Annotated in this window: 20 protein-coding genes; all 20 read right to left on the bottom strand. The window is 60.2% G+C overall.

Going from position 1 to position 20,385, the window contains the following annotated elements; genetic code table 11:
- Positions 1 to 19 precede the first annotated feature (19 nt).
- The 20 genes from QS713_RS06255 to rpsD all read right to left on the bottom strand — a co-directional run bounded on the left by QS713_RS06255 (position 20) and on the right by rpsD (position 20,334).
- On the bottom strand, positions 20 to 1,456 hold the full coding sequence (locus tag QS713_RS06255) for an RsmB/NOP family class I SAM-dependent RNA methyltransferase (protein WP_313273428.1): 1,437 nt from the start codon (positions 1,454 to 1,456) through the stop codon (positions 20 to 22).
- Positions 1,453 to 2,388, bottom strand: a complete 936-nt coding sequence (gene fmt, locus QS713_RS06260; protein WP_313273431.1) for a methionyl-tRNA formyltransferase — start codon at positions 2,386 to 2,388, stop codon at positions 1,453 to 1,455. Before fmt ends, QS713_RS06255 begins: the two co-directional genes overlap by 4 nt.
- A gap of 133 nt (positions 2,389 to 2,521) precedes the next feature.
- Positions 2,522 to 4,849 (bottom strand): primosomal protein N' family DNA-binding protein, encoded by a 2,328-nt coding sequence (locus QS713_RS06265; RefSeq protein WP_313273434.1) that lies wholly within the window; start codon positions 4,847 to 4,849, stop codon positions 2,522 to 2,524.
- Positions 4,850 to 4,914: 65 nt separating this feature from the next.
- Positions 4,915 to 6,105 (bottom strand): methionine adenosyltransferase, encoded by a 1,191-nt coding sequence (gene metK / locus QS713_RS06270; protein ID WP_313273436.1) that lies wholly within the window; start codon positions 6,103 to 6,105, stop codon positions 4,915 to 4,917.
- Complete coding sequence (gene coaBC, locus QS713_RS06275; protein ID WP_313273438.1) at positions 6,102 to 7,310, bottom strand: bifunctional phosphopantothenoylcysteine decarboxylase/phosphopantothenate--cysteine ligase CoaBC; 1,209 nt, start codon at positions 7,308 to 7,310, stop codon at positions 6,102 to 6,104. The genes metK and coaBC overlap by 4 nt, the downstream gene beginning before the upstream one ends.
- 18 nt (positions 7,311 to 7,328) lie before the next feature.
- Positions 7,329 to 7,607, bottom strand: coding sequence for a DNA-directed RNA polymerase subunit omega (gene rpoZ / locus QS713_RS06280; protein WP_102215770.1), 279 nt, complete (start codon positions 7,605 to 7,607; stop codon positions 7,329 to 7,331).
- A gap of 58 nt (positions 7,608 to 7,665) precedes the next feature.
- Entirely contained in the window at positions 7,666 to 8,262 is a 597-nt protein-coding gene (gene gmk, locus QS713_RS06285) for a guanylate kinase (RefSeq protein WP_313273441.1), read from the bottom strand.
- 92 nt (positions 8,263 to 8,354) lie between these two features.
- The gene (mihF, locus tag QS713_RS06290) at positions 8,355 to 8,666 is read right to left on the bottom strand and encodes an integration host factor, actinobacterial type (RefSeq protein WP_102215768.1); all 312 of its coding nucleotides are present in this window, start codon (positions 8,664 to 8,666) and stop codon (positions 8,355 to 8,357) included.
- Positions 8,667 to 8,791: 125 nt separating this feature from the next.
- On the bottom strand, positions 8,792 to 9,409 hold the full coding sequence (gene nusB / locus QS713_RS06295) for a transcription antitermination factor NusB (protein ID WP_313273446.1): 618 nt from the start codon (positions 9,407 to 9,409) through the stop codon (positions 8,792 to 8,794).
- Position 9,410: 1 nt separating this feature from the next.
- Positions 9,411 to 9,974, bottom strand: a complete 564-nt coding sequence (gene efp / locus QS713_RS06300) for an elongation factor P (protein WP_102215766.1) — start codon at positions 9,972 to 9,974, stop codon at positions 9,411 to 9,413.
- Between the two features lie 39 nt (positions 9,975 to 10,013).
- On the bottom strand, positions 10,014 to 10,565 hold the full coding sequence (locus tag QS713_RS06305; RefSeq protein WP_313273449.1) for a shikimate kinase: 552 nt from the start codon (positions 10,563 to 10,565) through the stop codon (positions 10,014 to 10,016).
- Positions 10,558 to 11,613, bottom strand: a complete 1,056-nt coding sequence (aroB, locus tag QS713_RS06310) for a 3-dehydroquinate synthase (RefSeq protein ID WP_313273451.1) — start codon at positions 11,611 to 11,613, stop codon at positions 10,558 to 10,560. Before aroB ends, QS713_RS06305 begins: the two co-directional genes overlap by 8 nt.
- A gap of 39 nt (positions 11,614 to 11,652) precedes the next feature.
- Entirely contained in the window at positions 11,653 to 12,204 is a 552-nt protein-coding gene (locus QS713_RS06315) for a shikimate kinase (protein ID WP_313273454.1), read from the bottom strand.
- Positions 12,201 to 13,409 carry a chorismate synthase gene (gene aroC / locus QS713_RS06320; protein ID WP_313273456.1) on the bottom strand — a complete coding sequence of 403 codons (1,209 nt, stop codon included), beginning with the start codon at positions 13,407 to 13,409 and terminating at the stop codon, positions 12,201 to 12,203. Before aroC ends, QS713_RS06315 begins: the two co-directional genes overlap by 4 nt.
- A 147-nt stretch (positions 13,410 to 13,556) precedes the next feature.
- Positions 13,557 to 14,234: a prepilin peptidase gene (locus QS713_RS06325; RefSeq protein ID WP_313273457.1), complete on the bottom strand. Its 678-nt coding sequence runs from the start codon at positions 14,232 to 14,234 to the stop codon at positions 13,557 to 13,559.
- Positions 14,231 to 15,058: a shikimate dehydrogenase gene (locus tag QS713_RS06330; RefSeq protein ID WP_313273460.1), complete on the bottom strand. Its 828-nt coding sequence runs from the start codon at positions 15,056 to 15,058 to the stop codon at positions 14,231 to 14,233. The genes QS713_RS06325 and QS713_RS06330 overlap by 4 nt, the downstream gene beginning before the upstream one ends.
- Before the next feature lie 23 nt (positions 15,059 to 15,081).
- On the bottom strand, positions 15,082 to 16,389 hold the full coding sequence (gene mltG, locus QS713_RS06335) for an endolytic transglycosylase MltG (RefSeq protein ID WP_313273462.1): 1,308 nt from the start codon (positions 16,387 to 16,389) through the stop codon (positions 15,082 to 15,084).
- A 6-nt stretch (positions 16,390 to 16,395) separates the two neighbouring features.
- Positions 16,396 to 16,887 carry a Holliday junction resolvase RuvX gene (ruvX, locus tag QS713_RS06340; RefSeq protein WP_313273464.1) on the bottom strand — a complete coding sequence of 164 codons (492 nt, stop codon included), beginning with the start codon at positions 16,885 to 16,887 and terminating at the stop codon, positions 16,396 to 16,398.
- Complete coding sequence (gene alaS / locus QS713_RS06345; RefSeq protein ID WP_313273467.1) at positions 16,884 to 19,568, bottom strand: alanine--tRNA ligase; 2,685 nt, start codon at positions 19,566 to 19,568, stop codon at positions 16,884 to 16,886. Before alaS ends, ruvX begins: the two co-directional genes overlap by 4 nt.
- Positions 19,569 to 19,713: 145 nt before the next feature.
- Positions 19,714 to 20,334 (bottom strand): 30S ribosomal protein S4, encoded by a 621-nt coding sequence (rpsD, locus tag QS713_RS06350; protein ID WP_102215756.1) that lies wholly within the window; start codon positions 20,332 to 20,334, stop codon positions 19,714 to 19,716.
- Positions 20,335 to 20,385 lie beyond the last annotated feature (51 nt).

Raw genomic sequence — 20,385 nt, forward strand, 5'->3', positions numbered from 1 at the left:
TGCTTTCTAGTTGAAAAACCTATTCTTTTGTTAAAATCGCGAGGAACATTGCGTCCGTATCGTGCACGTGGGGCCACAGTTGAATCACGTTTCCATCCCCAATTTGGACAGGTGTGAGCTCGATGTCAGACATTGACACCTCCCGCACGGCTGCGGCTGCGCTTAAAACGCGCACCCCAGGTTGTTTCGCCACGCGCCGGATTTGATCTGTTGTCTCCTGTTTCACTGGGGAACAGGTGACGTACCCTAGAATCCCCCCGGGGCGCAGGGCCCGCAATGCCTCGTCTATCAACTGGGCTTGCAACTGCACCAGCGACTCCAGGTCGCTCACTTGCCGGCGCCAACGCGACTCTGGGCGCCGCCGTAGCGAACCTAAACCGGTGCAGGGCGCGTCCAGGAGGATACGGTCAAACGGGCCACGTGCACTGACCTCCCGGCCATCGCCAACTACCACGTCTACGTTACTGAACGGGCGGAGCGTATTCTCCACTAGACGTGCGCGGTGAGCCGCCACTTCGTTCGCAACCAGATGCGCGCCGCTCTCACGAGCAAACGCTGCCAACAGCCCGGCTTTACCGCCCGGGCCGGCGCATTGATCGAGCCACGCGGAATCCGCCCCGCCGTCCACCACCGGGGTTTCAGCGAACGCGGTCGCGACCAACTGCGACCCCTCATCTTGAACCGCAGCAATGCCTTCGCGCACCGGTTCCAAACGCCCCGGATCACCGGCGGAAAGCACTACGGACCACTCGGAGTAATCCCCGGGCCGCACTTCGCAGCGCAGTGCCTGAACCGCGACGTCCGCTAAGTCACCGGGCAAAATCATGCTGGGGCGCGCGCACAGGGTAACCCACGGGTTCGCGTTATTGGCTTGTAGCAGCGCGGTTAACTCCCGCGGGTCGCGACCGTGAGCGGCCAACGCGGTGGCGAACTGGCGGACCATCCACTCCGGATGGGAGTATTCCACAGCCACGCGTTGGGCATTGTCTTTAATCGCGCTTATTCGCCGGTCCCATTCCCCCACTGAATGCTCCACTATGGAGCGCAGCACCCCGTTAATGAACTTCTCGGCACCCCGGTCGCACTCGTGCTTGGCAAGTTCAACCCCTTCCGATACCGCCGCGTGGTCGGGCACCCGCAAGTGCAGAATCTGGTGTGCACACAAGCGCAAAATAATTCGCACGGGCGCATCTAGGTCTGCGAGTGGTCGCTTGAGGTTCTGTGATACCACCCAGTCAATCCGCCGCTGGTTCCGCAGCGTGCCATACGTCAGTTCGGTTGCAAACGCGGCATCCCGGCGGCCCAGGTGGGCGCGCGAAATTAGCGGCGGGAGAGCGAGGTTCGCGTACGCGTCTTGCGTTTCTACCGCCATGAGGGCATCGAAAGCCACTTTCCGCGATGCCTCCACCCGTTTTGGCACAACGTAAGGTTCTGGTTGCACGTGCTGACCGCTCATTGGTTAACCCCCAAAATCGCGTGTTCCCCCAGGCGGGCGCCACGCGCCCAGTCGGCAGCACGCATTGGTTTCTTACCTGCCGGCGCAACGGTGAGCAGTTCCAAGTCGCCACTTCCGGTACCCACTAGTACTGAGTGTTTACCCACTTGGAGTTCGCCCGTCTGCAGCGTGGCTCCACCTGGGATGCGGGTGCTCAGAACTTTCATACGCGCCCCATCTGGCAGCGTAGTGTACGTCCCGGGCGTGGGTGCCCAGGCGCGGACTTTGTTGTGCACCTGCTGGGCGGTGGCAGAAAAATCCAGCGCCAGTTGCTTCGTCTCGACCATGTGTGCGTACGTGGCGCCGGCATTCGGTTGCGCAGTTGGATGCGCGGTACCTGCCTCAATCGCATCCACCACGTCGGTTACCAGTGGGGCGGCCACTTCACTCATGTGTGCCAGCAGGGCCTGGCCCGTAACCTCATCGTTAATCTCTACTGGCTCACTGCGGTAAATGTCGCCCGTGTCGAGGCTCGCTTCCAGTTCAAATACGTCCACCGCGGTGTGCGTGTCACCGGCTTCAATTGCGCGTTGCACCGGCGCTGCACCGCGCCACCGCGGCAGTTTAGAAAAGTGGGCGTTAATCCACCCGTGCTCTAATGCGTCCAGCAGGGTTTGTGGGATTATTGCCCCGTACGCTACCACGACCCCTAACTGTGCACCCGTTTCTTGGATTTCGCGTTGCACCGGTTCGGATTTCACCGAGTTAGCTTCAATGAGGGGCAACTCGTGTTCGCGTGCGAAAACAGCCACTGGTGAGGGATGCAGGGTGCGGCCCCGCCCCCGCCGAGCGGGTGGGCGCGTGAGTACGCCAACAACCTCGTGGGAGGATTCGTGGAGTGCCCGCAAAGTGGGCACGGCAGTTTCGGGGGTACCAGCAAATAAAACTTTCACGTCCCAAGTCTAACGTCTTCCAGGCCGGCCCCATACTACCCGCGCAAACGCGGGCTCGCCGGTGCACACCAGCGGTTTTCGTCGGGCCAGCGCGCAGCGAGGAATCGCCCCGCCCGGCTCGCGGCGAAAACTGTTAGAACAGTTGCGCGGGGTTCACGTGGACGTTCACAACACTGGCTCCGCGGGTAGAACGCGCCACCAGCTGAGCGCGAAGCACATCAATCAGTTCCTGCGCCCCATCCCAGTGGGCGCGCAGCAGGGCCCGCGCCGGCTTTGTGCCATACGCCTTCGGGGTGTCCCGGCCCGTGAGCTTCGCGGTACCCAAATATTCACACCGGGCTGGCAGTTCAACCGCGGCAACTACTTCGTCAACTGCCTGCGACGGCCCGTCCACCGCCACTATACAGCGCGCCGGGTAGAACTCTAGGGCTTCACGCTCATCCAGCAGGAGCGCTGCGTACCCAACCGGGTCGCGGCGGATCAGTGCCTGCGCCAACCGCGTGTCATCCACCCCCACCACGAGCATCCGCCCCGTTGGCCGCACTAGCGCCAGTACATTCATCCACCGGCGCATCGCCTCTTCTGGTGCCCACAGTTCCGGCCGTCCCACCACCGCGTTTGCATCCAGTACCACGGCGGCTGCGTACCCATCTTCCGCTAGCGGTTCCTTCCCCGGCGTGGCGACCACGAGCGTGGATCCACTCACCTGCCCTTCGATTTCATGATCCGCATCCGAAGCTCGAACCGCGATCCCTTGGAATGCCCGCCCCAGGTCTGCTGCGGTACGCGACGAACCTAACCGCACGGTCCTCCACGCCCGCCCTTTGCATTCATGGCACCGCCAATTAACCTGAGGCCGGGAGCACCAGTTACAGTACAGGTCTGCCCGCGCACCGGCTCGCAACGGGCCGTGGCACACGCTGCACTGCGCGCCCGCCCCGCAGCGACTGCAGGCAATCACGGACGACCACCCGCGGCGGGGCACGTGAATAAGCACCGGACCATCGCTAATTGCTTCCCGCACGCGTCGCTGCACCAGAGGCGGAATCTGCGAGTAACCCGCAGCTCCCTCCCGCTCGCGGTCAAACTGGTCCGGTACCTCAACAGTTGCGGATTCGCTGCGTCGCTGCTGCGGGCTGGTTGACAGTATCGGTGCGTTCCCCGCCCGCGCCCACCGCATTGCCGCCACCGACATGGTCATGCCCGCGCTAACTACGGACACGGCCTCGTGTTCGGCGCGGAAAATCGCCAGGTCTAACGCGTTCATGTACGGGTTTTGCGGGTCCGTCATCCGGTCGTCACCGGCATCCATCACGAGGATCAGCCCCAAGTTCGCAAGCGGCGCATACACACTTGAGCGCGTCCCACACACCACATCCACGTTTCCGGCCCGCACGTTTAGAAACTGCGTGTACTTAACTCGCTGTGAATCCTGCGCAGTTTGCACCATGCACGACAGTTCCGTGCCGTGCAACAGCTCTTGCATCATCCGCACTTCCCGCTGCGTTGGGGCAACCACAATCGAGTTCCGCCCCGATTCCTTCACCGCCTGTAAAAGTTCTACAATCGGGTGCGCAGGCGCCACTTGTGAGTTTGCCGCGTTCGCAACACCTTTTTCTGCTACGTCGGCTTGTTGCGCTGTGTCCCTAGCCTTGTCGGCCTTGTGCTCAACGTTCTTTGCTGCCGCCCCAGCCTGCTTTGTCACATTCGGTTCGACCGTTTCCGCTTTGGGTGCACTAGGCGTTGGAATGCCAAGCTTAGAAGCCGTTCGATTCGAATCGGCCGGCTTGGAATCACTCGACCTGGGCCCTCGTGGTCCAGGTGGGAAAACCCCGGCGGTAAACACCCAGTTCGCGTTCGGTGACTGCCCGTTGCGAATCCGGTTCAATAGCGCCGCCCCACCCGGATATTCCCGCCACGCACTTCCCTGCGGCAACTGTGTTGCGCTACTAATCGCCCGGGTTTCTTCGCGCATCGTTTTTTCCGGCATCGCTTTTTCCGCTTGAGGCTGGAGCGACTCCACTTGTTCCCTACCACTCGATGGAGTCAGTGCAGCCGCTTGCGACTCGTGGGTACGCATCCAATCTTTTTCCGCCGGACCACTGCGCTTAGGCACGATTGATTGAATGATCCGCGTTGTGTTCGCACAGCCCCGGCGGGCAACTGTTTGCGCGAACGCGTACATAGTAGGGGTGAGCAACTGCAGGGGGGACACCACCTTGTTGACAGCTTGGAGTTTTCCAGAAAAGTCTGAGGTTTCAGCTGTTTCCACGACCCAGCCTTCACGCCAACTGCCTGCAAACCGTACCCGCACCCTCATGCCCACTTCAACAGTGAGCCCAGCGGGAATCTCGTAATCAAACGGGCGATCCAGATGCGGCACAGAGGTTTCCACGAGCACGCGTGCGACGTGACGTGAATCGTCGACCTCAAATAGCCCCTCAGTTGCCTCCATACTCATATGAAACCACGTGGCACCCAGATTTTCGTTGCAAACGACTTGAATGCAAATAAGCTAATTGCAAGCTATTTAATTGCCTCGCGCAAAGCATCCGCTCGCTCCGTGGTCTCCCAACTGAAACCGTCGCGACCAAAATGCCCGTACGCCGCGGTGGGTTCAAACACGGGTTTCGATAACGCGAGAGCGGTAGTTATCGCCGCTGGACGCAAATCGAAGACCTCCAAGATGGCGGCGATGATCTTCGCTTCGGGCACTGCTGCGGTGCCGAACGTGTCTATCCACAAGCCCACGGGTTCAGCCCGCCCAATAGCATATGACACCTGGAGTTCACAGCGTTTAGCTAAACCAGCCGCAACCACGGTTTTCGCGATCCACCGCATGGCATAAGAGGCAGAGCGATCCACCTTCGACGCGTCTTTACCAGAAAACGCGCCGCCGCCGTGGCGGGCGAAACCACCGTACGTGTCGACAATTATTTTCCGCCCCGTCAGCCCTGTGTCTGCCGCTGGCCCGCCCGCAACGAACCGACCGGAAGGGTTAATCAGCAATCGGGTTCCCGACACGTCTAAAAGCTCGGAACAGCGGCGCACGATCGGGTCAACCACCAGGGTCCGCACCGCGTCCCGCACCTGGGTAAGAGACATTGACTCATCGTGCTGCGTGGACACCACCACGGTGTCTAACGCAACCGGGTTGCCGCCCTCAAACTGCACACTTACCTGCGTCTTCCCATCGGGACGTAACTGCGGTACTTGCGCACGCGCGGCCTCTAACTGGTGGGCCAACCGGTGCGCCAACGCAATCGGAACCGGCATAAACGCGGGCGTGTCCGCACACGCGTAGCCAAACATTATCCCCTGGTCACCAGCCCCCTGCTGCGACAATGCGTCCTGCACGCCACCTTCGCGGGCCTCCAGGGACGTGTCCACGGATTGGGCGATGTCCGCAGACTGCTCCCCCACCTGCACGTCCACGTCGACCGTGTCCGCAGCAAACCCCAACGCCGGGTCCGTGTAGCCAATGCGTCGCAGTGTACGCCGCACAATCTGCGGGTAGTCGAGCGTTCCCCCGCAGGTAACCTCCCCGGCCAGCACCACGCGATCGCGCGTCGCCAGTGCCTCCACCGCAACGCGGGCGCTCGGATCTAGGCGCAGGGCCTCATCTAAAACCGCATCTGAAATCTGATCGCACACCTTATCGGGGTGCCCCGCAGTTACCGATTCTGAGGTGAATAGGTGTCCACTTTGAGTATTCACTCGGTATGCTTCCGTCCTCTTAGATCCTCTACCGCGTCAATTATGAACGCGGCAATCTCTTCTTTACTGCCTCGCTTGCTGCCAACCAGCTTGCCGTCGCGATCCACCACAGTCACGTCATTGTCACTGCGGCCGAACGCCCGTCCGTGCCCCACCGGGTTAATAGCTAGCAGAGACGCTCCCTTGCGGCGCGCCTTTTCTTTCCCAAAGTTCAAGACGGTTTCTGGATCCCCCGTCTCAGCTGCGAACCCGACGGTCAGCAGATGTGGGAACCTTTGTGTAACCGTGGCTAAAATATCGGGGTTTTGCTGTAGGTTTAGCGTCAGTCCATCACCCGCATGCTTTTTCAGTTTCTGTTCGCTGGCGTTCGCCACCCGGTAGTCCGCAACTGCTGCGACAAAAAACGCTATGTCGCTCGTCTCTGCCCGTTTGAGCGCTTGCGCGTACATCAACTGCGCGGTGGGGGTTTCTACCACGTACACGCCGGTGGGAAGCAAGTGTTTTTCAATATTCGCGGCCAGCAGCGTTACGTGGGCACCGCGGCGCTGTAGCTCTCTGGCAATCGCAATTCCCTGTTTTCCAGAAGAGTGATTACCGATATAACGCACCGGATCGATTGGTTCACGCGTCCCCCCGGCAGTAACGAGTGCCCGCATTCCACTCAGGCTCTGTGGCCGCGCAGCAGTCTGGCTAGACAGCACGTGGGCTGCGATTTGCTGCGGGTCCGGCAGGCGCCCCGCGCCCGTGTCCCCAGAGCTCAACGGCCCGTCGTCTGGATCAATAACTTCCACTCCGCGGCCACGCAGCACCGCAACATTTTCCTGGGTTGCAGCATTGCGCCACATATTAGTGTGCATTGCCGGAGCCAACACCACTCGCACGTCGGCGGCGAGCACAGTAGCGGTGAGAAGATCGTCCGCTACTCCCATCCGGAACTTCGCCAATAGATCCGCGGTCGCCGGGGCTACCACTATTGCATCTGCCCACCGGGCAAGTTCAACGTGGCCAACGCCCGCCTCCGCTTCAAAAACATCCGTGTGAACCGCGTTCCCAGACAAAGCGCGCCACGTTGCGGCGCCCACGAACTCTAAACTCGCGGGCGTTGGCACCACGTGCACTTCGTGGCCCGCTTGCGTAAAGGCCCGTACTAGCGCGGTGATCTTGTAAGCTGCGATCCCAGCGCCAACCCCGACAACAATATTCACGGCCGCGTGTTTTCTGCGCTACTTGGTCTCGACGTTCTCTGGATTCTGTTCGAGCATGAGCATGTCCTGCGAGATTTCGCGCAGTGCAATCGAGAGAGGCTTTTCATCTTGCTCCACCGGAACTACCGGGCCAACAAACTGAACCATATTAGATTCCAGCTGCAGGTTATAGGAGTTGATCTGCCGTGCGCGACGCGCCGCGAACACTACGAGCGCGTATTTTGAATCAACTTTCTCCATCAAGTCATCAATAGGAGGGTTCGTGATTCCTTCTGGGTGGGCAACAATTCCCGACATTAGTCCTCTTTCAACCTAAACGTACAGATTTCGACTTAAACGTACAAACACGCCAATACTACGTCAGACCCATGACGCTCGCCAAGGCCTGCGCTGTGTCTTCAACCTCGTCATTAACTAAAACGTGGTCGAACTCATCTTTCGCTGCCATTTCAATGCGCGCGGTTTCTAAGCGCGTGCGCATCTGCTCTTCCGATTCTGAGCCGCGGCCACGCAAACGCGCCACCAGTTCATCCCACGAAGGCGGGGCAATAAACACGAACTGCGCGCCCGGCATCTGCGTGCGCACCTGGCGCGCACCCTCCAAGTCAATCTCGAGTAGGGCGGGCCGACCCTGCCGTAAGGCCTGCTCAATTGGGCCGCGGAGCGTACCGTACTTGTGCTTGCGGTGCACCGTCGCCCACTCTAGAAAATCTCCCCGCTCAATCCGGCGGTCGAAGTCGTCGCGGGTGATGAAGTGGTATGACCGTCCGTCTACTTCACCTACGCGCGGGCTGCGGGTGGTGGCGGAAATCGATAAATACACCTGCGGGTAGTGCTCAACCAGGTACTTAACTACCGTTCCTTTGCCCACGGCGGTGGGCCCAGCTACGACTGTTAGTGCGGGGCGGTTCCCATCGCGCTCGGTTGTGTTTTGTGTTGATGCATCAGCCATAGCGCAATTGTGTCACGTGCCGGGTGTATGTCCACCCGGCACGTCCGAATCCCAGCGGTTTATAACGCCCGTCACCAGGGCGGTCAGTTTGTTTAGTGGAACCTTTCGATGAGGGCGTTGCGTTGCAGCGCTCCGAGCCCGCGCACGCGCCGGGAACGGGCGATCCCAATGCTGTCCAAAATATTCTCAGCGGTTATCGCTCCCACGCGTGGCATGGCCTCTAACAGGGCGGTTACTTTCATTTTCGCAACTGCCTCATCGGTTTCAGCGAGTTCGAACACTTCTGCTAAAGTCATGGTTCTCGCTTTCAAAGCAGCCTTAACTTCAGCGCGTCGCCGCCGTGCTACCGTAGCTTTCTGAAGAGCGGCTCGGCGCTGCTCGTCAGTTAGTTTCGGAAGTGCCATCTTTTTGCCTCCCTAGATGGTGATATTCCCCCTATAGTGAAAACTATATGTCAACCTGGGAACTTTTGGGAGATAAAACGGCGGCTACTTCTACGATAGCGCCGGACAACCGTTGACGGCGTTAACTACCAGCGCCACTCGGACCCTGAAGATTCTCTATCCGAGTCGAAGTCTTCTCCGAAGTCCGCAGTGTCACCATGCACAGCATCTTCCCCACCACGAACAGGTTCTTCCTCACGCGGATGCGCGGCTTCGCTCGGCGCGTCAAAGGCCGCTGCTAGCGCAGCATCGGCCTGCAACGCCTCGGCTGCATTCTTCCGAATCGCATCCAGCATGGCGTTAACCACGCTCGGTGATTCCTCCGTCGACACCTCTTTAACGATCGTCACCGCCTCATCGATCGCGGTGACGTCTGGCACCTCATCATTCCACAGGATTTCCCACGCGCCCACGCGCAGTACCGCCCGGTCCACACTCGGTAGGCGGTCGAACGGACGCGAAGTAGAGTACTGCGCTAACAGATCCTCAATTGTCCCGAGGTGGTCAGCGACCCCCTCAACAATTTCAATCGCGTACTCGGGTAGTGGACTCTGCGCTGCGGTGACGCGCCGGCGCTGCTGCAATAGGTCACGAATCGCACCGGGCGTGCCCAAGTCCCGCTGCTCGGCTTCAAACAGCGTGTCAACTGCGCGTTTGCGCGCCCGCGTACGAGACGTGAACCGTGATTTAGTTTTCGAAGACATACTAGGCGTTTACACGTCCCGCGTACTCACCCGTGCGGGTGTCAACCTTGATGCGCGCACCCTCATCCAAGAACAAAGGCACCTGGATTTCGTACCCGGTTTCGAGCGTGGCCGGTTTCGTTCCCGCGTTGGAACGATCCCCCTGCAAGCCCGGTTCCGTGTATGAAATTGTCAGCTCCACCGTCGGGGGCAGTTCAATGTACAGCACGGAGCCTTCGTACATCGAAACGATTGCCGACTGGTTCTCGACCATGTAGTTCTTCAAATCCCCCACCGTGTCCCCGGTCACGAGGATCTGATCGTAGGTAGCTGCGTCCATGAACACGTAGTCGTCCCCATCTTGGTACAGGTACGTCATGTCGCGCCGGTCGACGGTTGCGGTTTCTACCTTCACGCCCGCATTGAAAGTTTTATCGATCGTCTTTCCCGACAGCACGTTCTTAATCTTCGTGCGCACGAACGCCGGGCCTTTACCGGGTTTAACGTGTTGGAACTCCACCACGGACCAGAGTTGGTTATCAATCTTCAACACCATGCCGTTTTTGAGGTCGTTTGTGGTTGCCACGCGTTTTCCCTTCCATTGAAATGAAAATTATTGTTGATTTTAGGATACCGCGCGCCCTGGTATTAGCGCGAATACTCGCTCGGATACGCGCGTTACGCTCTGTCCCGTGGTATCCATTTTGTGCGTCACCAGCGGTTCGTACGCAGTTTCGTACTCTTTCATTAAGTTCGCGAACATGCGTCGGGTGGGTCCTAATCCAGCTGCCCGCGGAGCATTCAAACCAGTGCGCCGAATTAGCTCCTCCAGCTGCGCGGTGAAACCTATGATCACTCCCCCGCGAGATTTAAGTTCCTCTAGGCGCGCCGCTACTTCCGGATTTAATGGTGCCTGAGGGGGCAGCGCAACCACGCTGGGCTCCGCCAGTGCCTGCAGAGCCGCCTGCTTGATGAGCTGCTCGTACCGGGCTTCTCCCCGGTCAATGAGCACGTCGGACACCGCGGTTCCGGCGGCGTCACTTGCCCGCTGTTCAACCGACACTATGGATAGGTCCGGGTGGGTTCGCCCGAGTTCGCGTGCCACCTCCACCACTCCTGCACCTGCCACGCCCAGCAGGACCGCGCGGGGCTGGTTCGACTTTGCCGTGTCACTCATCGATTACCTCCATGTTCTTCGCTGCGCGCCGCAATACCTTTGTTTCGACGGGCACGACAGTTGGCTGCGCAGGCCCGGCGAGCAGTACCATCCGAATGTGCTCCGACCGCACTTTCTTGTCCCGCTGCATTAGTTCCAAAACCGCGTCAAAGTTCGTTGTTTTCCAACCCGTTGGTAGGCCCTGGTTGCGTAAGGATTCGCGCTGAACCTCAAGCCACTGCGAAGAACCCAACCCCATTTCTTGGGCCACGTGGGCCGCGTAAACGCAACCAATGGACACGGCTTCCCCGTGGGCGATCGTAAAGTGCTCTAGTACTTCAATCGCATGTGCCAGGGTGTGTCCATAGTTTAAAATCTCGCGCTCTCCCGCTTCCTTTGGGTCCGCGCCAACTACCCTGGCTTTTACCGAAACAGATTTGGCGATCAACGATTCCAAATGGGAATGCTTCGGGCTAATAATCTCCGCTGCATCATCCAAAATAGATGGATCGGCAATAAAGCCGCATTTAAGCACTTCCCCCATGCCTTCAACCCAGTAGCGCCGCGGCAGGGTGGTCAGCAGATCCGTGTCCGCGACCACGCCGATCGGGCTGTGGAACGCGCCCGCCAGGTTCTTGCCCCGACTGGTGTTAATGCCCGTCTTGCCCCCTACCGCAGCATCCACCATGGCCAGCAGCGAAGTGGGCACGTGCAGGACATCGATACCGCGCAGCCACGTGGCAGCCACGAAACCCGCCAGGTCGGTAACGGCGCCGCCGCCTACCGATACGATCAAGTCCTCCCGGCCTAGCTGCACCTCCGCAGCTCGGTCCCAGGCTTGTGCAAGTACCGCTGTGGTTTTCGCGGCCTCCCCGTCCGGTACCTCCAGGTAGTGCACGCGCATGCTCGGCTCCAGGTACCCCCCAACTCGCTGCGCGTACGCCCGCGTGGACTTTGTGTGCATCACCAGGGCGCGGCCGCCACGCGCATACTCCGCCACGCAGCTCAAGGTACCGCTCCCCACTGACACGGAGTAGTCGCGTTCGCCGCGAACTCTTATCTGCTTCATGCTCCCAGCCCTTCTGCAACCAGCTCGGCGCTCTGCCCGCTAGTGTGCTCCACCAGTATTATCCCGCGGTTCAAAGTCTGCCTCCGCCACCAGCCGCGCACACAACCTTTGGGCATGCACGTGCGCTGGCCGATCGTCCACCTTGAGGTGCAGATTCGCGCACTGCCGGTACCACTGGGTGCGCCGGCGTGCGATCGAGCGCAAGTTTTGTTCCGCCCCACCGCTCAGCAGTGGCCGGTGGGCAGTGCCGTCAATGCGGCGCAGTGCCTCGGGTACCTCAACGTCTAAAAACACTACTGCACTGCCGCGCCCAGTGGCCTCCATCAAGTCGCGGCGATTACAGGGCGTCTCCACCACGCCCCCTCCGGTCGCGATAACGCAGTCGCCGCGGCTCAACCATTCGCGCAAGCAGTTCGCTTCAACTTCGCGAAAACAGTCTTCACCTCGCGCAAAAATCTGCGCAATCGACGTGCCGGCGCGCCGCTGAACTTCCTCATCCAAATCTACAAACTCCCAGCGCAGCAACGCCGACAACGCCTTGCCCACACTGGACTTACCGCTGCCCGGCAGGCCAATCAGAATAATACTCACGGCTGCAGGCGCGCCCTTGTTTCGCGCACGTATGAATCCATCGCCGTGCGGGCACGGTCCACAGTGGTGCCGCCAAACATTTGCGTTACCGCATTGGCCAATACCAGCGCCACCATCGCCTCCGCGATCACCGCAGCCGGTACCACCGCGCACGTATCCGACCGCTGATGCAGCGCCTTCGCAGCAGTGCGGTTTTCTAAATCAATGGTGCGCAACGCGTGGGGAACCGTAGAGATCGGTTTGAACCCAACGCGTGCCACTAGTGGCTCACCGTTGCTCATTCCCCCTTCTAAACCACCGGCGTGGTTCGTCGGACGGTAAGCACGCGCGTCAACCAAGATTTCGTCGTGCGCGCGCGACCCCCGGGTCTGCGTTTGCGTTAGGCCATCGCCGATCTCCACGGACTTCGCCGCTTGGATCGACATGAGTGCTTGCGCCAGCTGCCCGTCCAACCGCTGATCCCACTGCGTGTAAGTGCCCAACCCCGCGGGCACGTTGAACGCCACCACTTCAACCACCCCGCCGACCGTGTCACCACTGCGTTTCGCCCCATCAATTTCCGCTCTAAACCGCGCCGCCGTTGCCGCGTCAACACACCGCACGTCACTGGCATTAACCGCATCCGCGTCCCCCAGTGTTAGCTGGCGGGCGGGCGCGGCTTCCTGGCCGACTTGCACCACGTGGCCCAGAACCTCAATGCCTGCGACCTGACGTAGAAACTGGCGCGCCACCTCACCCAGCGCAACCCGCATCGCGGTTTCGCGCGCGCTTGAGCGCTCCAACACGTTGCGAGCGTCCTCATGCGCATATTTCAACATTCCGGGCAGGTCCGCGTGACCGGGACGGGGCTGCGTCAGCCGCTTATTGCGCGCCACTTCGCGCTCATCACCCGTCCCTGCGTCAATCATGAGGTCCTTGGGATCCACCGGATCAGAAGACATAACGGTGCGCCACTTCGGCCATTCCGAGTTCGCCACTTCGATTGCAATCGGTGAGCCCAAGGTCCGGCCGTGACGCACCCCGGAAAGTAAACGCACCCGGTCTTGTTCGAACTTCTGCCGCGCTCCCCGCCCGTAACCGGTGCGTCGGCGTGCCAATGCACCCTCGATATCTGCACTAGTGATTGCTAGGCCCGCGGGCACGGATTCAATAATCCCCACCAGAGCTTCACCGTGCGATTCCCCGGCTGTTATCCAACGCATCATGCCCCCAGTGTGTCACATCGAGATTACGCGAGCCCAAACACTCCGGATTGCGCCAACACATCCGTTCCGGTCCACGCGGATCTACGTGCCCGGGTCCACGCAAACACAGGCGCTTCGGTACACGCGAGCTCGCGCGCCTCAGGGGCATTAGAATGACGCGATCGTTCCAGATCCCATCAGCCAGATCAGTGCGGCCCCTGAAATCATCGCCGGCCCGAACGCCACCGTGTCCTTTAACCGGGCTCTACGAGCCACGAGCAGCACGCACGCGTATACACCGCCGATCACGAAACCGGTGACCAGACCCCCGAACGCGGTACCTGCCGAGTACAATCCGAGCCAAGCACCGAGCAGTGGTGCCAGTTTAATGTCGCCGCGCCCAACGCTGCCGCCCAAAGATCGCACTACAAACAGGGGCAGGAACCAAACGAGCGCGCCCACAGCTACGTTGAACAGCAGTTCCGCTAAATGCACGTCTTGCCACGCGTGGACCACGCCGATCACCGCGCCAACAGCAAGCAGGCCCGCACCGATTACCGTCAAGGCATTCGGTAGTTTCTTCACCGTCCCATCCACCAGCAGGTGCATCGCGAGTACGCCGCTGAGCGGCAGAGTCACCGTCAAAAACGGGTCAGTGAAGCCAGCGAATAAAACCGCAGCTTCCACCAGCGCCGTCAAGTACACCAAATGTGACGCCGCCGGAGTCGGTAATCCGTGGGGTTCAAAGTAACGCGCCAGCAGCCTCGGCCCGCGCATCCCAGCCCAAATAACTACAGCCAAGCCCAACGCGCACGCACACGCGTACCAAATGATTTGCGCGCTCAACTGTTCCTCCCCACATGATCCATCGCGGCGTCCATCGCCTGCCGCATTGCGCGAATATCCGGTGACTTCCCAGTCATAAGCTCAACTTGCTGAACCGCCTGATGCAGCAGCATCTCGTGGCCCGACACCACCCGAGCGCCCCGCGCGTGAGCCTGCGTAGCCAATGCAGTCGGCCAATCCTCATACACCACATCCAACACCGTCGCGCCCGATTGGAACGGAGCATCCGCCCATTCGTCCGCCACCGACCTCGGCACCGTCGAAATCACCACATCCGCGCGAGCCAGAACCTCAAGGGCTTGACGGCGATTACGCCACGGCACATGTCGGGTCGACACTCCCATCCGGTTTTCCGCCAAAGTAATCGAACCCGGACCACCGAAACTGCGTGCAATCGTCCAGATTTCCCGAGCTCCCAACTGCCCTAAAGCGGCGAGGGCGGAAGACGCGGTGGCCCGGCCACCCACAATAACCGCGGTTTCGTAGTGGCCCTGCTCGTGCTGAACTGCCTGCACGATCCCGTGCACATCCGTGTTGAACCCCGCTAGCACTCCGGCGGATGGCACCACGGTATTCACCGCTCCTACCGCTTCCGCAAGCGGCTCAACCGCATCTAAAACCCCGATGATCACCTGTTTAAGCGGCATCGTGACAGCGCACCCCAGAAAACTCGAGGGCCGCGACTGCACCCACTGCGGCAACCGTTCAGCAGTGACGTCAACGGCTTCGAACTCGTGGTCTAACCCCAAGCTCGCGTAAGCTGCGCGGTGCAAAATCGGTGACAAACTGTGCGCCACCGGATGTCCAATCACATACCCACGCATCTAGTTCTTACCTTCATCGGCACTTAGCACTTACCTTTATTTGCCGAGCACCAGTCTTGCAGCTTCTTCTGCGCCTGCTCATGCTCTTCCCTGGTGTTCGTGAAAATCGTTTCCCCTGAATCCAGGTTAACGGTCACGAAATACAACCACTTGCCCTTCGCGGGTTCCAGCGTTGCTTCAATCGCATCCTCGCTGGGCGCCGCAATTGGCCCGGGGGGAAGCCCTTTGTGTTTGTACGTGTTGTATGGGGAATCGACCTTCAGGTCGTCGAGCGAAGGCACCCCACTTTGCCGGCCCAACGCGTAGTTGACCGTGGAGTCCATTTGCAACAGACCCGCAGTCTGCCCCCCGGTATCTGCCAACCGGTTGTCGATTACGCGCGCCACCTGCGGCAAGTATTTCTTAATATTTACTTCCCGCTCCAGAATGGAAGCCTTAATCAACAGTTCTTCCTGCTTGTCTTCGGGCACGTTGTAGTTACTGAGGGTCTCTTTCGTTTTATCCACCATCTGTTTGAGCACGGACTGCACCGAGTCGTCCTGATGGACCTCGTAGGAACCCGGGCTGAGCCAGCCTTCCGAGTTTCCGTTCGCAACTTTCGGTAGCCCCAGTGCCTGCGCGTCCCTCATCGCGTCTTTAACGGTTTTCTCGTCGAAATTCGCAAACGACGCGAGCCGCTGCGCAATCAAGTCGTTACTCATCCCGGGGGATACGGTGACGGCGTTCGAGCTGCGTTTCGTATCGTCAAGTAGTGCCGCGACCGCATCCACCGCACGCATCTGCTTCTTCATCTGGTAGGTACCCGGCTTCACCGTGGCGGCCGCTGCGTTATCGTTCCAGGCTTTCAAGAACGCGTCCTGGGTCTTCACAATATTCTTTTCCACCATGTTCGCGCCAATAATGGTGCCCGAATCCCCCGGGTTTACTACGAACTGCACTTCCCCAGTACCAGGCCCCGCATAATCAGTAGATTCTTGAGGGGTTTTACCGCCCCACACGGCATTGAGCGCAAAGTACAAGCACACCGCCAAAATCGCTACCACAACCCCAATGATGAGGCCCGTGCGGATCTTCCGGTTGCGTCGGCGTTTGCGCACGCGCGCCCGTTCTGCTTCCAATCGCCTAGACCGCAAGCCAGTTGTGGTGGTTAGATGTTCCCCGTTGCGAGCAAAACGCGGGTCCGTGCTTCGCGCACCCGGTGGGGTTTGCTGCGAGGCACGCGCCCGAGCCCGCTCCCGCCGGGTTGGGAACGGGGAGTGTGAAGGTTCCGCGTTCCGTGATCTGTCGGGACCACGGTTTTGCCTCGCGTTGTTGTTTGCGCTCTCGTTCACGGTACTTTAACTCCCTGCGGGTCGGCCGCGGCTGATGGTCTCCCCCGGCTCTTTACCCGTTCTGCGTTCAATTTCAATAGCCTGTTCCAAAATTACGGTGGCTGCAACCTGGTCTACTTTATCTTTGCGTCGGCGATTATCAATGCCAGCGGCTGCCAGCTGCTCATGCGCCGTGGAAGTCGTTAACCTTTCGTCCACCATACACACCCTTAGCTGCGGGCAGGCTGAGCCCAGTTTATGCGCAAACTTGCGGGCAGACTTCGCGGACGCGCCGCTGGCACCACTGAGGTGTTTAGGTAGCCCCACCACAATTTCAATGGCCGCCAGTTGCTCCGCCAGGTCCGCGATCTGGTCGACGTCTTCGCCCCATTTGCTGCGGGCCACGGTTTCGTGTGGGAGGGCAAACCGCCCCGCCGGATCAGTTACGGCTACGCCGATGCGCGCACCGCCGTAGTCCACGCCGATGCGCACCCCCGCTCGAAATGACTGTGCGGTCACGACTGTTCGAGAGCCCGTTGGGTCGCGGCTACGGCGGCGTCGATGTTGTCTTTGCGTTGTCCACCGCCTTGAGCGATGTCGTCGCGGCCACCGCCACCACCACCGAGTTCTTTGGTGACGATGCGCACGAGCGCGCCCGCTTTCGCGCCGGCATCCCGAGCCGCCTGGTTGGTAGCCACCACCGCCTGGGGTTTGTCGTTCACCACGCCAATCCCGACGATTACAGCGGGTTCACTCTCTCCCATCCGCTCGCGCATGTCCAGCACCAGGTGGCGCAGCGCATCCGCGGAAGGGACTTCGCCCAGGTTCTTCACAACCGCGGTGTAGCCGCCCAGTCGGTGCGCGGTCTTAATCAGCTCCGGGGCGCGGGCCAGCAGCTGCGCTTCCCCGAGTTTCGCCAGTTCTTTTTGCGCATCCTTGAGCCGCTTGAGAGTTTGCTCCAAACGAGTGGGCAGTTCCTCTGGTTTGCCACCCATCAACGCAGATAAGCGAGATACGAGTGCGTGTTCTTTCGCTTGGAAGTCGTACGCACCGTCCCCAACGAGCGCGTCAATCCGCCGCACGCCCGACCCGATAGACGATTCCCCCAGCACCGCGATGCGGCCAATATGGCCCGTGGTGGGAACGTGCGTGCCGGCGCACAGTTCGAGGGACCAGCCGTCCCCAATGTTCACCACGCGCACCTCCCGCCCGTATTTTTCGCCAAACAACGCCATCGCCCCCAGGGCTTTCGCGTCGTCAATATCCATGATGGAATCCGAGATCGTGAGGTTGTCGGCCAGCCGGTCGTTCACGCGCGACTCGATTGCTTCCATCTGGTCTGCCGGCACCGCTGCCGGGTTACGGAAGTCGAACCGTAATCTGGAGGGCGCGTTCTCGGACCCAGCTTGCGTTGCTCCCTCTCCGACGTATTCGTGAAGGGCCTTGTGGATCATGTGGGTTGCGGTGTGTGCCCGCGCGATTGCGAGGCGGCGGTCTTGATCTATCTGTGCCACGCACTTGTCATCTAGTGCAAGCACGCCCTCGATTAGGCGGCCGCGGTGCACGCTCAGACCTTTGACGGGTGCTTGCACGTCGTCGACCTCAAAAATGCCCCCGCCCGCGGTGCGGATTGTACCGTGGTCGGCTAGTTGCCCACCCATTTCCGCGTAGAACGGGGTCTTATCCAAAATAACTTCGACGCTCCCCGGTTCGGTCACAACCGGTGCGGGCACACCATCTTTGACGAGCCCCACGATGCGCGACTCAGTCTTCCAGTCGGTGTACCCCAGGAACTGGGATCCACCCCCGAGCTTGGCCTGGAAGTCATGGTAGATACGCGAGTCCACGTGCCCGGACTTCTTGGCGAGCGCATCGGCCCGCGCCCGCTGCTTTTGCTGTGCCATGAGGGTGCGGAAACGCTTCTCATCCACTCCCACGCCCTGCTCGCGTGCCATTTCCAACGTGAGGTCAATCGGGAACCCGTACGTGTCGTGCAGCGTGAAGGCTTCATCGCCACTGAGCAGGCCGCTGCCGGATTTCTTAGCGGACTTCACGGCCGTATCCAAAATTGTGGTGCCCGCTGTTAGCGTGCGGCGGAACGCCTCTTCTTCCCCGTATGCCACATCTGCGATGCGGTCCCAGTTGGTTTCTAGTTCCGGGTAGGTTGCTTTCATCGCGTCTCGTGCAATCGGCATGAGGGTGGGGAGCGTTGCGGTATCCACCCCCAGCAGGCGCATGGAACGAACAGCGCGGCGAATCAACCGGCGCAGCACGTAGCCGCGACCATCGTTACCAGGGATTACACCATCGTTGATCAGCATCATCGCGGAACGAACATGGTCACCCACAATTCGCATGCGCACGTCATCTTCCGGGTCTCCACCACCTTCGTAAACGCGGCCAGAAAGCTTCTCTGCTGCCGTGATCACCGGGCGCACCTGGTCGATTTCAAACATGTTCGCCTTGTCTTGCAAAACGAAGGCTAAGCGCTCTAGGCCCGCGCCCGTATCAATCGCTTTCTCATCGAGCTCACCGAGCAGCGGGTAGTCCTTCCCCGTGCCCTCGCCTCGCAAGAACTGATCGAACACCAGGTTCCACAGTTCCAAGTAGCGGTCGCCACCCGGATCCACGGTGCCACCCACGGCCTCAGGGCCATAAGCGGGGCCGCGATCGTAATGCCACTCCGCACACGGGCCCGCCGGACCGGGCTGGCCGGTGTCCCAAAAAATGTCTTCTCGCGGCAGGCAAACGATATGCTTCGGGTCCATCCCAATCTTGCGGGTGAGCAGGTCGTAAGATTCCTTATCCTCATCCCAGATTGTCACCCACATGCGGTCGCCGTCCAAACCGTAATTGCCGTCATCGACGGACCCGGTCAGCAGCTCCCACGCGAAATCTATCGCGCCTTCTTTGAAGTAGTCTCCGAACGAGAAGTTACCGTTCATCTGAAAGAACGTGCCATGACGCGTGGTGCGCCCCACGTTGTCAATATCGTTGGTGCGCACGCATTTTTGCACCGAAGCTGCGCGCGGCCACGGGGCTTTTTCCGTGCCCACAATATAGGGGATAAACGGGACCATCCCCGCGATCGTGAACAGTACAGATGGATCCGGGGACACCAGCGGGACGGATGGAACGATCTCGTGACCGTGGCGGCGGAAGTAATCGTTCCACCGCTTAGCAATTTCAGCGGTACGCATCAAAGCCTCTTCTTCACAGGATTAACTACTGGCAACAGTTTACCCGCCGCAGCGCCCGGGAATAAACACGACCCGACTGCGGCGTATGTATGCGAGCGCGCCCCGTGGAACCGTCCAGTTCCCCGGGGCGCACCGGCGTTAAAGCTTAGCGTGAGTAGTACTCAACGACCAGCTGGTCTTCACAGATCACGGGTACTTCCACGCGCTCTGGTTTACGAACCAGTTTGGCACGCAGTTTCTCCAAATCAACCTCTAGGTACGGCGGCACTGCGGGCAGTACGTCACGGTGCACACCCGATGCGGCGATCTCAAACGGCACCGTCGTCTGCGACTTCGGCTTCACCTGAATCGTCTGGCCCGGCTTCACACGGAACGAGGGGCGATCCACGATCTTCCCATCCACCAGGATGTGGCGGTGCACAACCACTTGGCGTGCCTGCGCGATCGTGCGGGCAAAACCGGAACGCAAAACGAGCGCGTCCAGGCGGGTTTCGAGGTGCTCAATCAAGTTAGAGCCCGTGCGTCCCTCTTGCCGTTTCGCTTCGTCGAATGCCCGACGCATCTGCGCCTCGCGGATACCGTACTGGGCGCGCAGACGCTGCTTTTCTTTCAGACGCACCGCGTAGTCGGACTCTTGCCGGCGACGGGCGCGGCCGTGCTCACCCGGACCGTATGGGCGGCGCTCAAAGTAGCGCGCTGCTTTCGGGGTGAGTGGAATCCCGAGGGCGCGTGACAAGCGCACCTGGCGGCGAGAACGATTTGCCATAAAAATACCTGCTTCTTTCCGTTACGAATCGTCACTGATACTTTTGCATCA

Source organism: Gleimia hominis, from assembly GCF_032085515.1.
In the GTDB taxonomy this organism is placed as follows: domain Bacteria; phylum Actinomycetota; class Actinomycetes; order Actinomycetales; family Actinomycetaceae; genus Gleimia; species Gleimia hominis.

Coding starts and splice junctions, on each gene's coding strand:
- QS713_RS06255 (WP_313273428.1), bottom strand. CDS start 1,456: ATGAGCGGTCAGCACGTGCAACCAGAACCTTACGTTGTGCCAAAACGG.
- QS713_RS06265 (WP_313273434.1), bottom strand. CDS start 4,849: ATGAGTATGGAGGCAACTGAGGGGCTATTTGAGGTCGACGATTCACGT.
- rpoZ (WP_102215770.1), bottom strand. CDS start 7,607: ATGTCGGGAATTGTTGCCCACCCAGAAGGAATCACGAACCCTCCTATT.
- gmk (WP_313273441.1), bottom strand. CDS start 8,262: ATGGCTGATGCATCAACACAAAACACAACCGAGCGCGATGGGAACCGC.
- mihF (WP_102215768.1), bottom strand. CDS start 8,666: ATGGCACTTCCGAAACTAACTGACGAGCAGCGCCGAGCCGCTCTTCAG.
- nusB (WP_313273446.1), bottom strand. CDS start 9,409: ATGTCTTCGAAAACTAAATCACGGTTCACGTCTCGTACGCGGGCGCGC.
- QS713_RS06305 (WP_313273449.1), bottom strand. CDS start 10,565: ATGAGTGACACGGCAAAGTCGAACCAGCCCCGCGCGGTCCTGCTGGGC.
- aroB (WP_313273451.1), bottom strand. CDS start 11,613: ATGAAGCAGATAAGAGTTCGCGGCGAACGCGACTACTCCGTGTCAGTG.
- aroC (WP_313273456.1), bottom strand. CDS start 13,409: ATGATGCGTTGGATAACAGCCGGGGAATCGCACGGTGAAGCTCTGGTG.
- QS713_RS06330 (WP_313273460.1), bottom strand. CDS start 15,058: ATGCGTGGGTATGTGATTGGACATCCGGTGGCGCACAGTTTGTCACCG.
- alaS (WP_313273467.1), bottom strand. CDS start 19,568: ATGCGTACCGCTGAAATTGCTAAGCGGTGGAACGATTACTTCCGCCGC.
- rpsD (WP_102215756.1), bottom strand. CDS start 20,334: ATGGCAAATCGTTCTCGCCGCCAGGTGCGCTTGTCACGCGCCCTCGGG.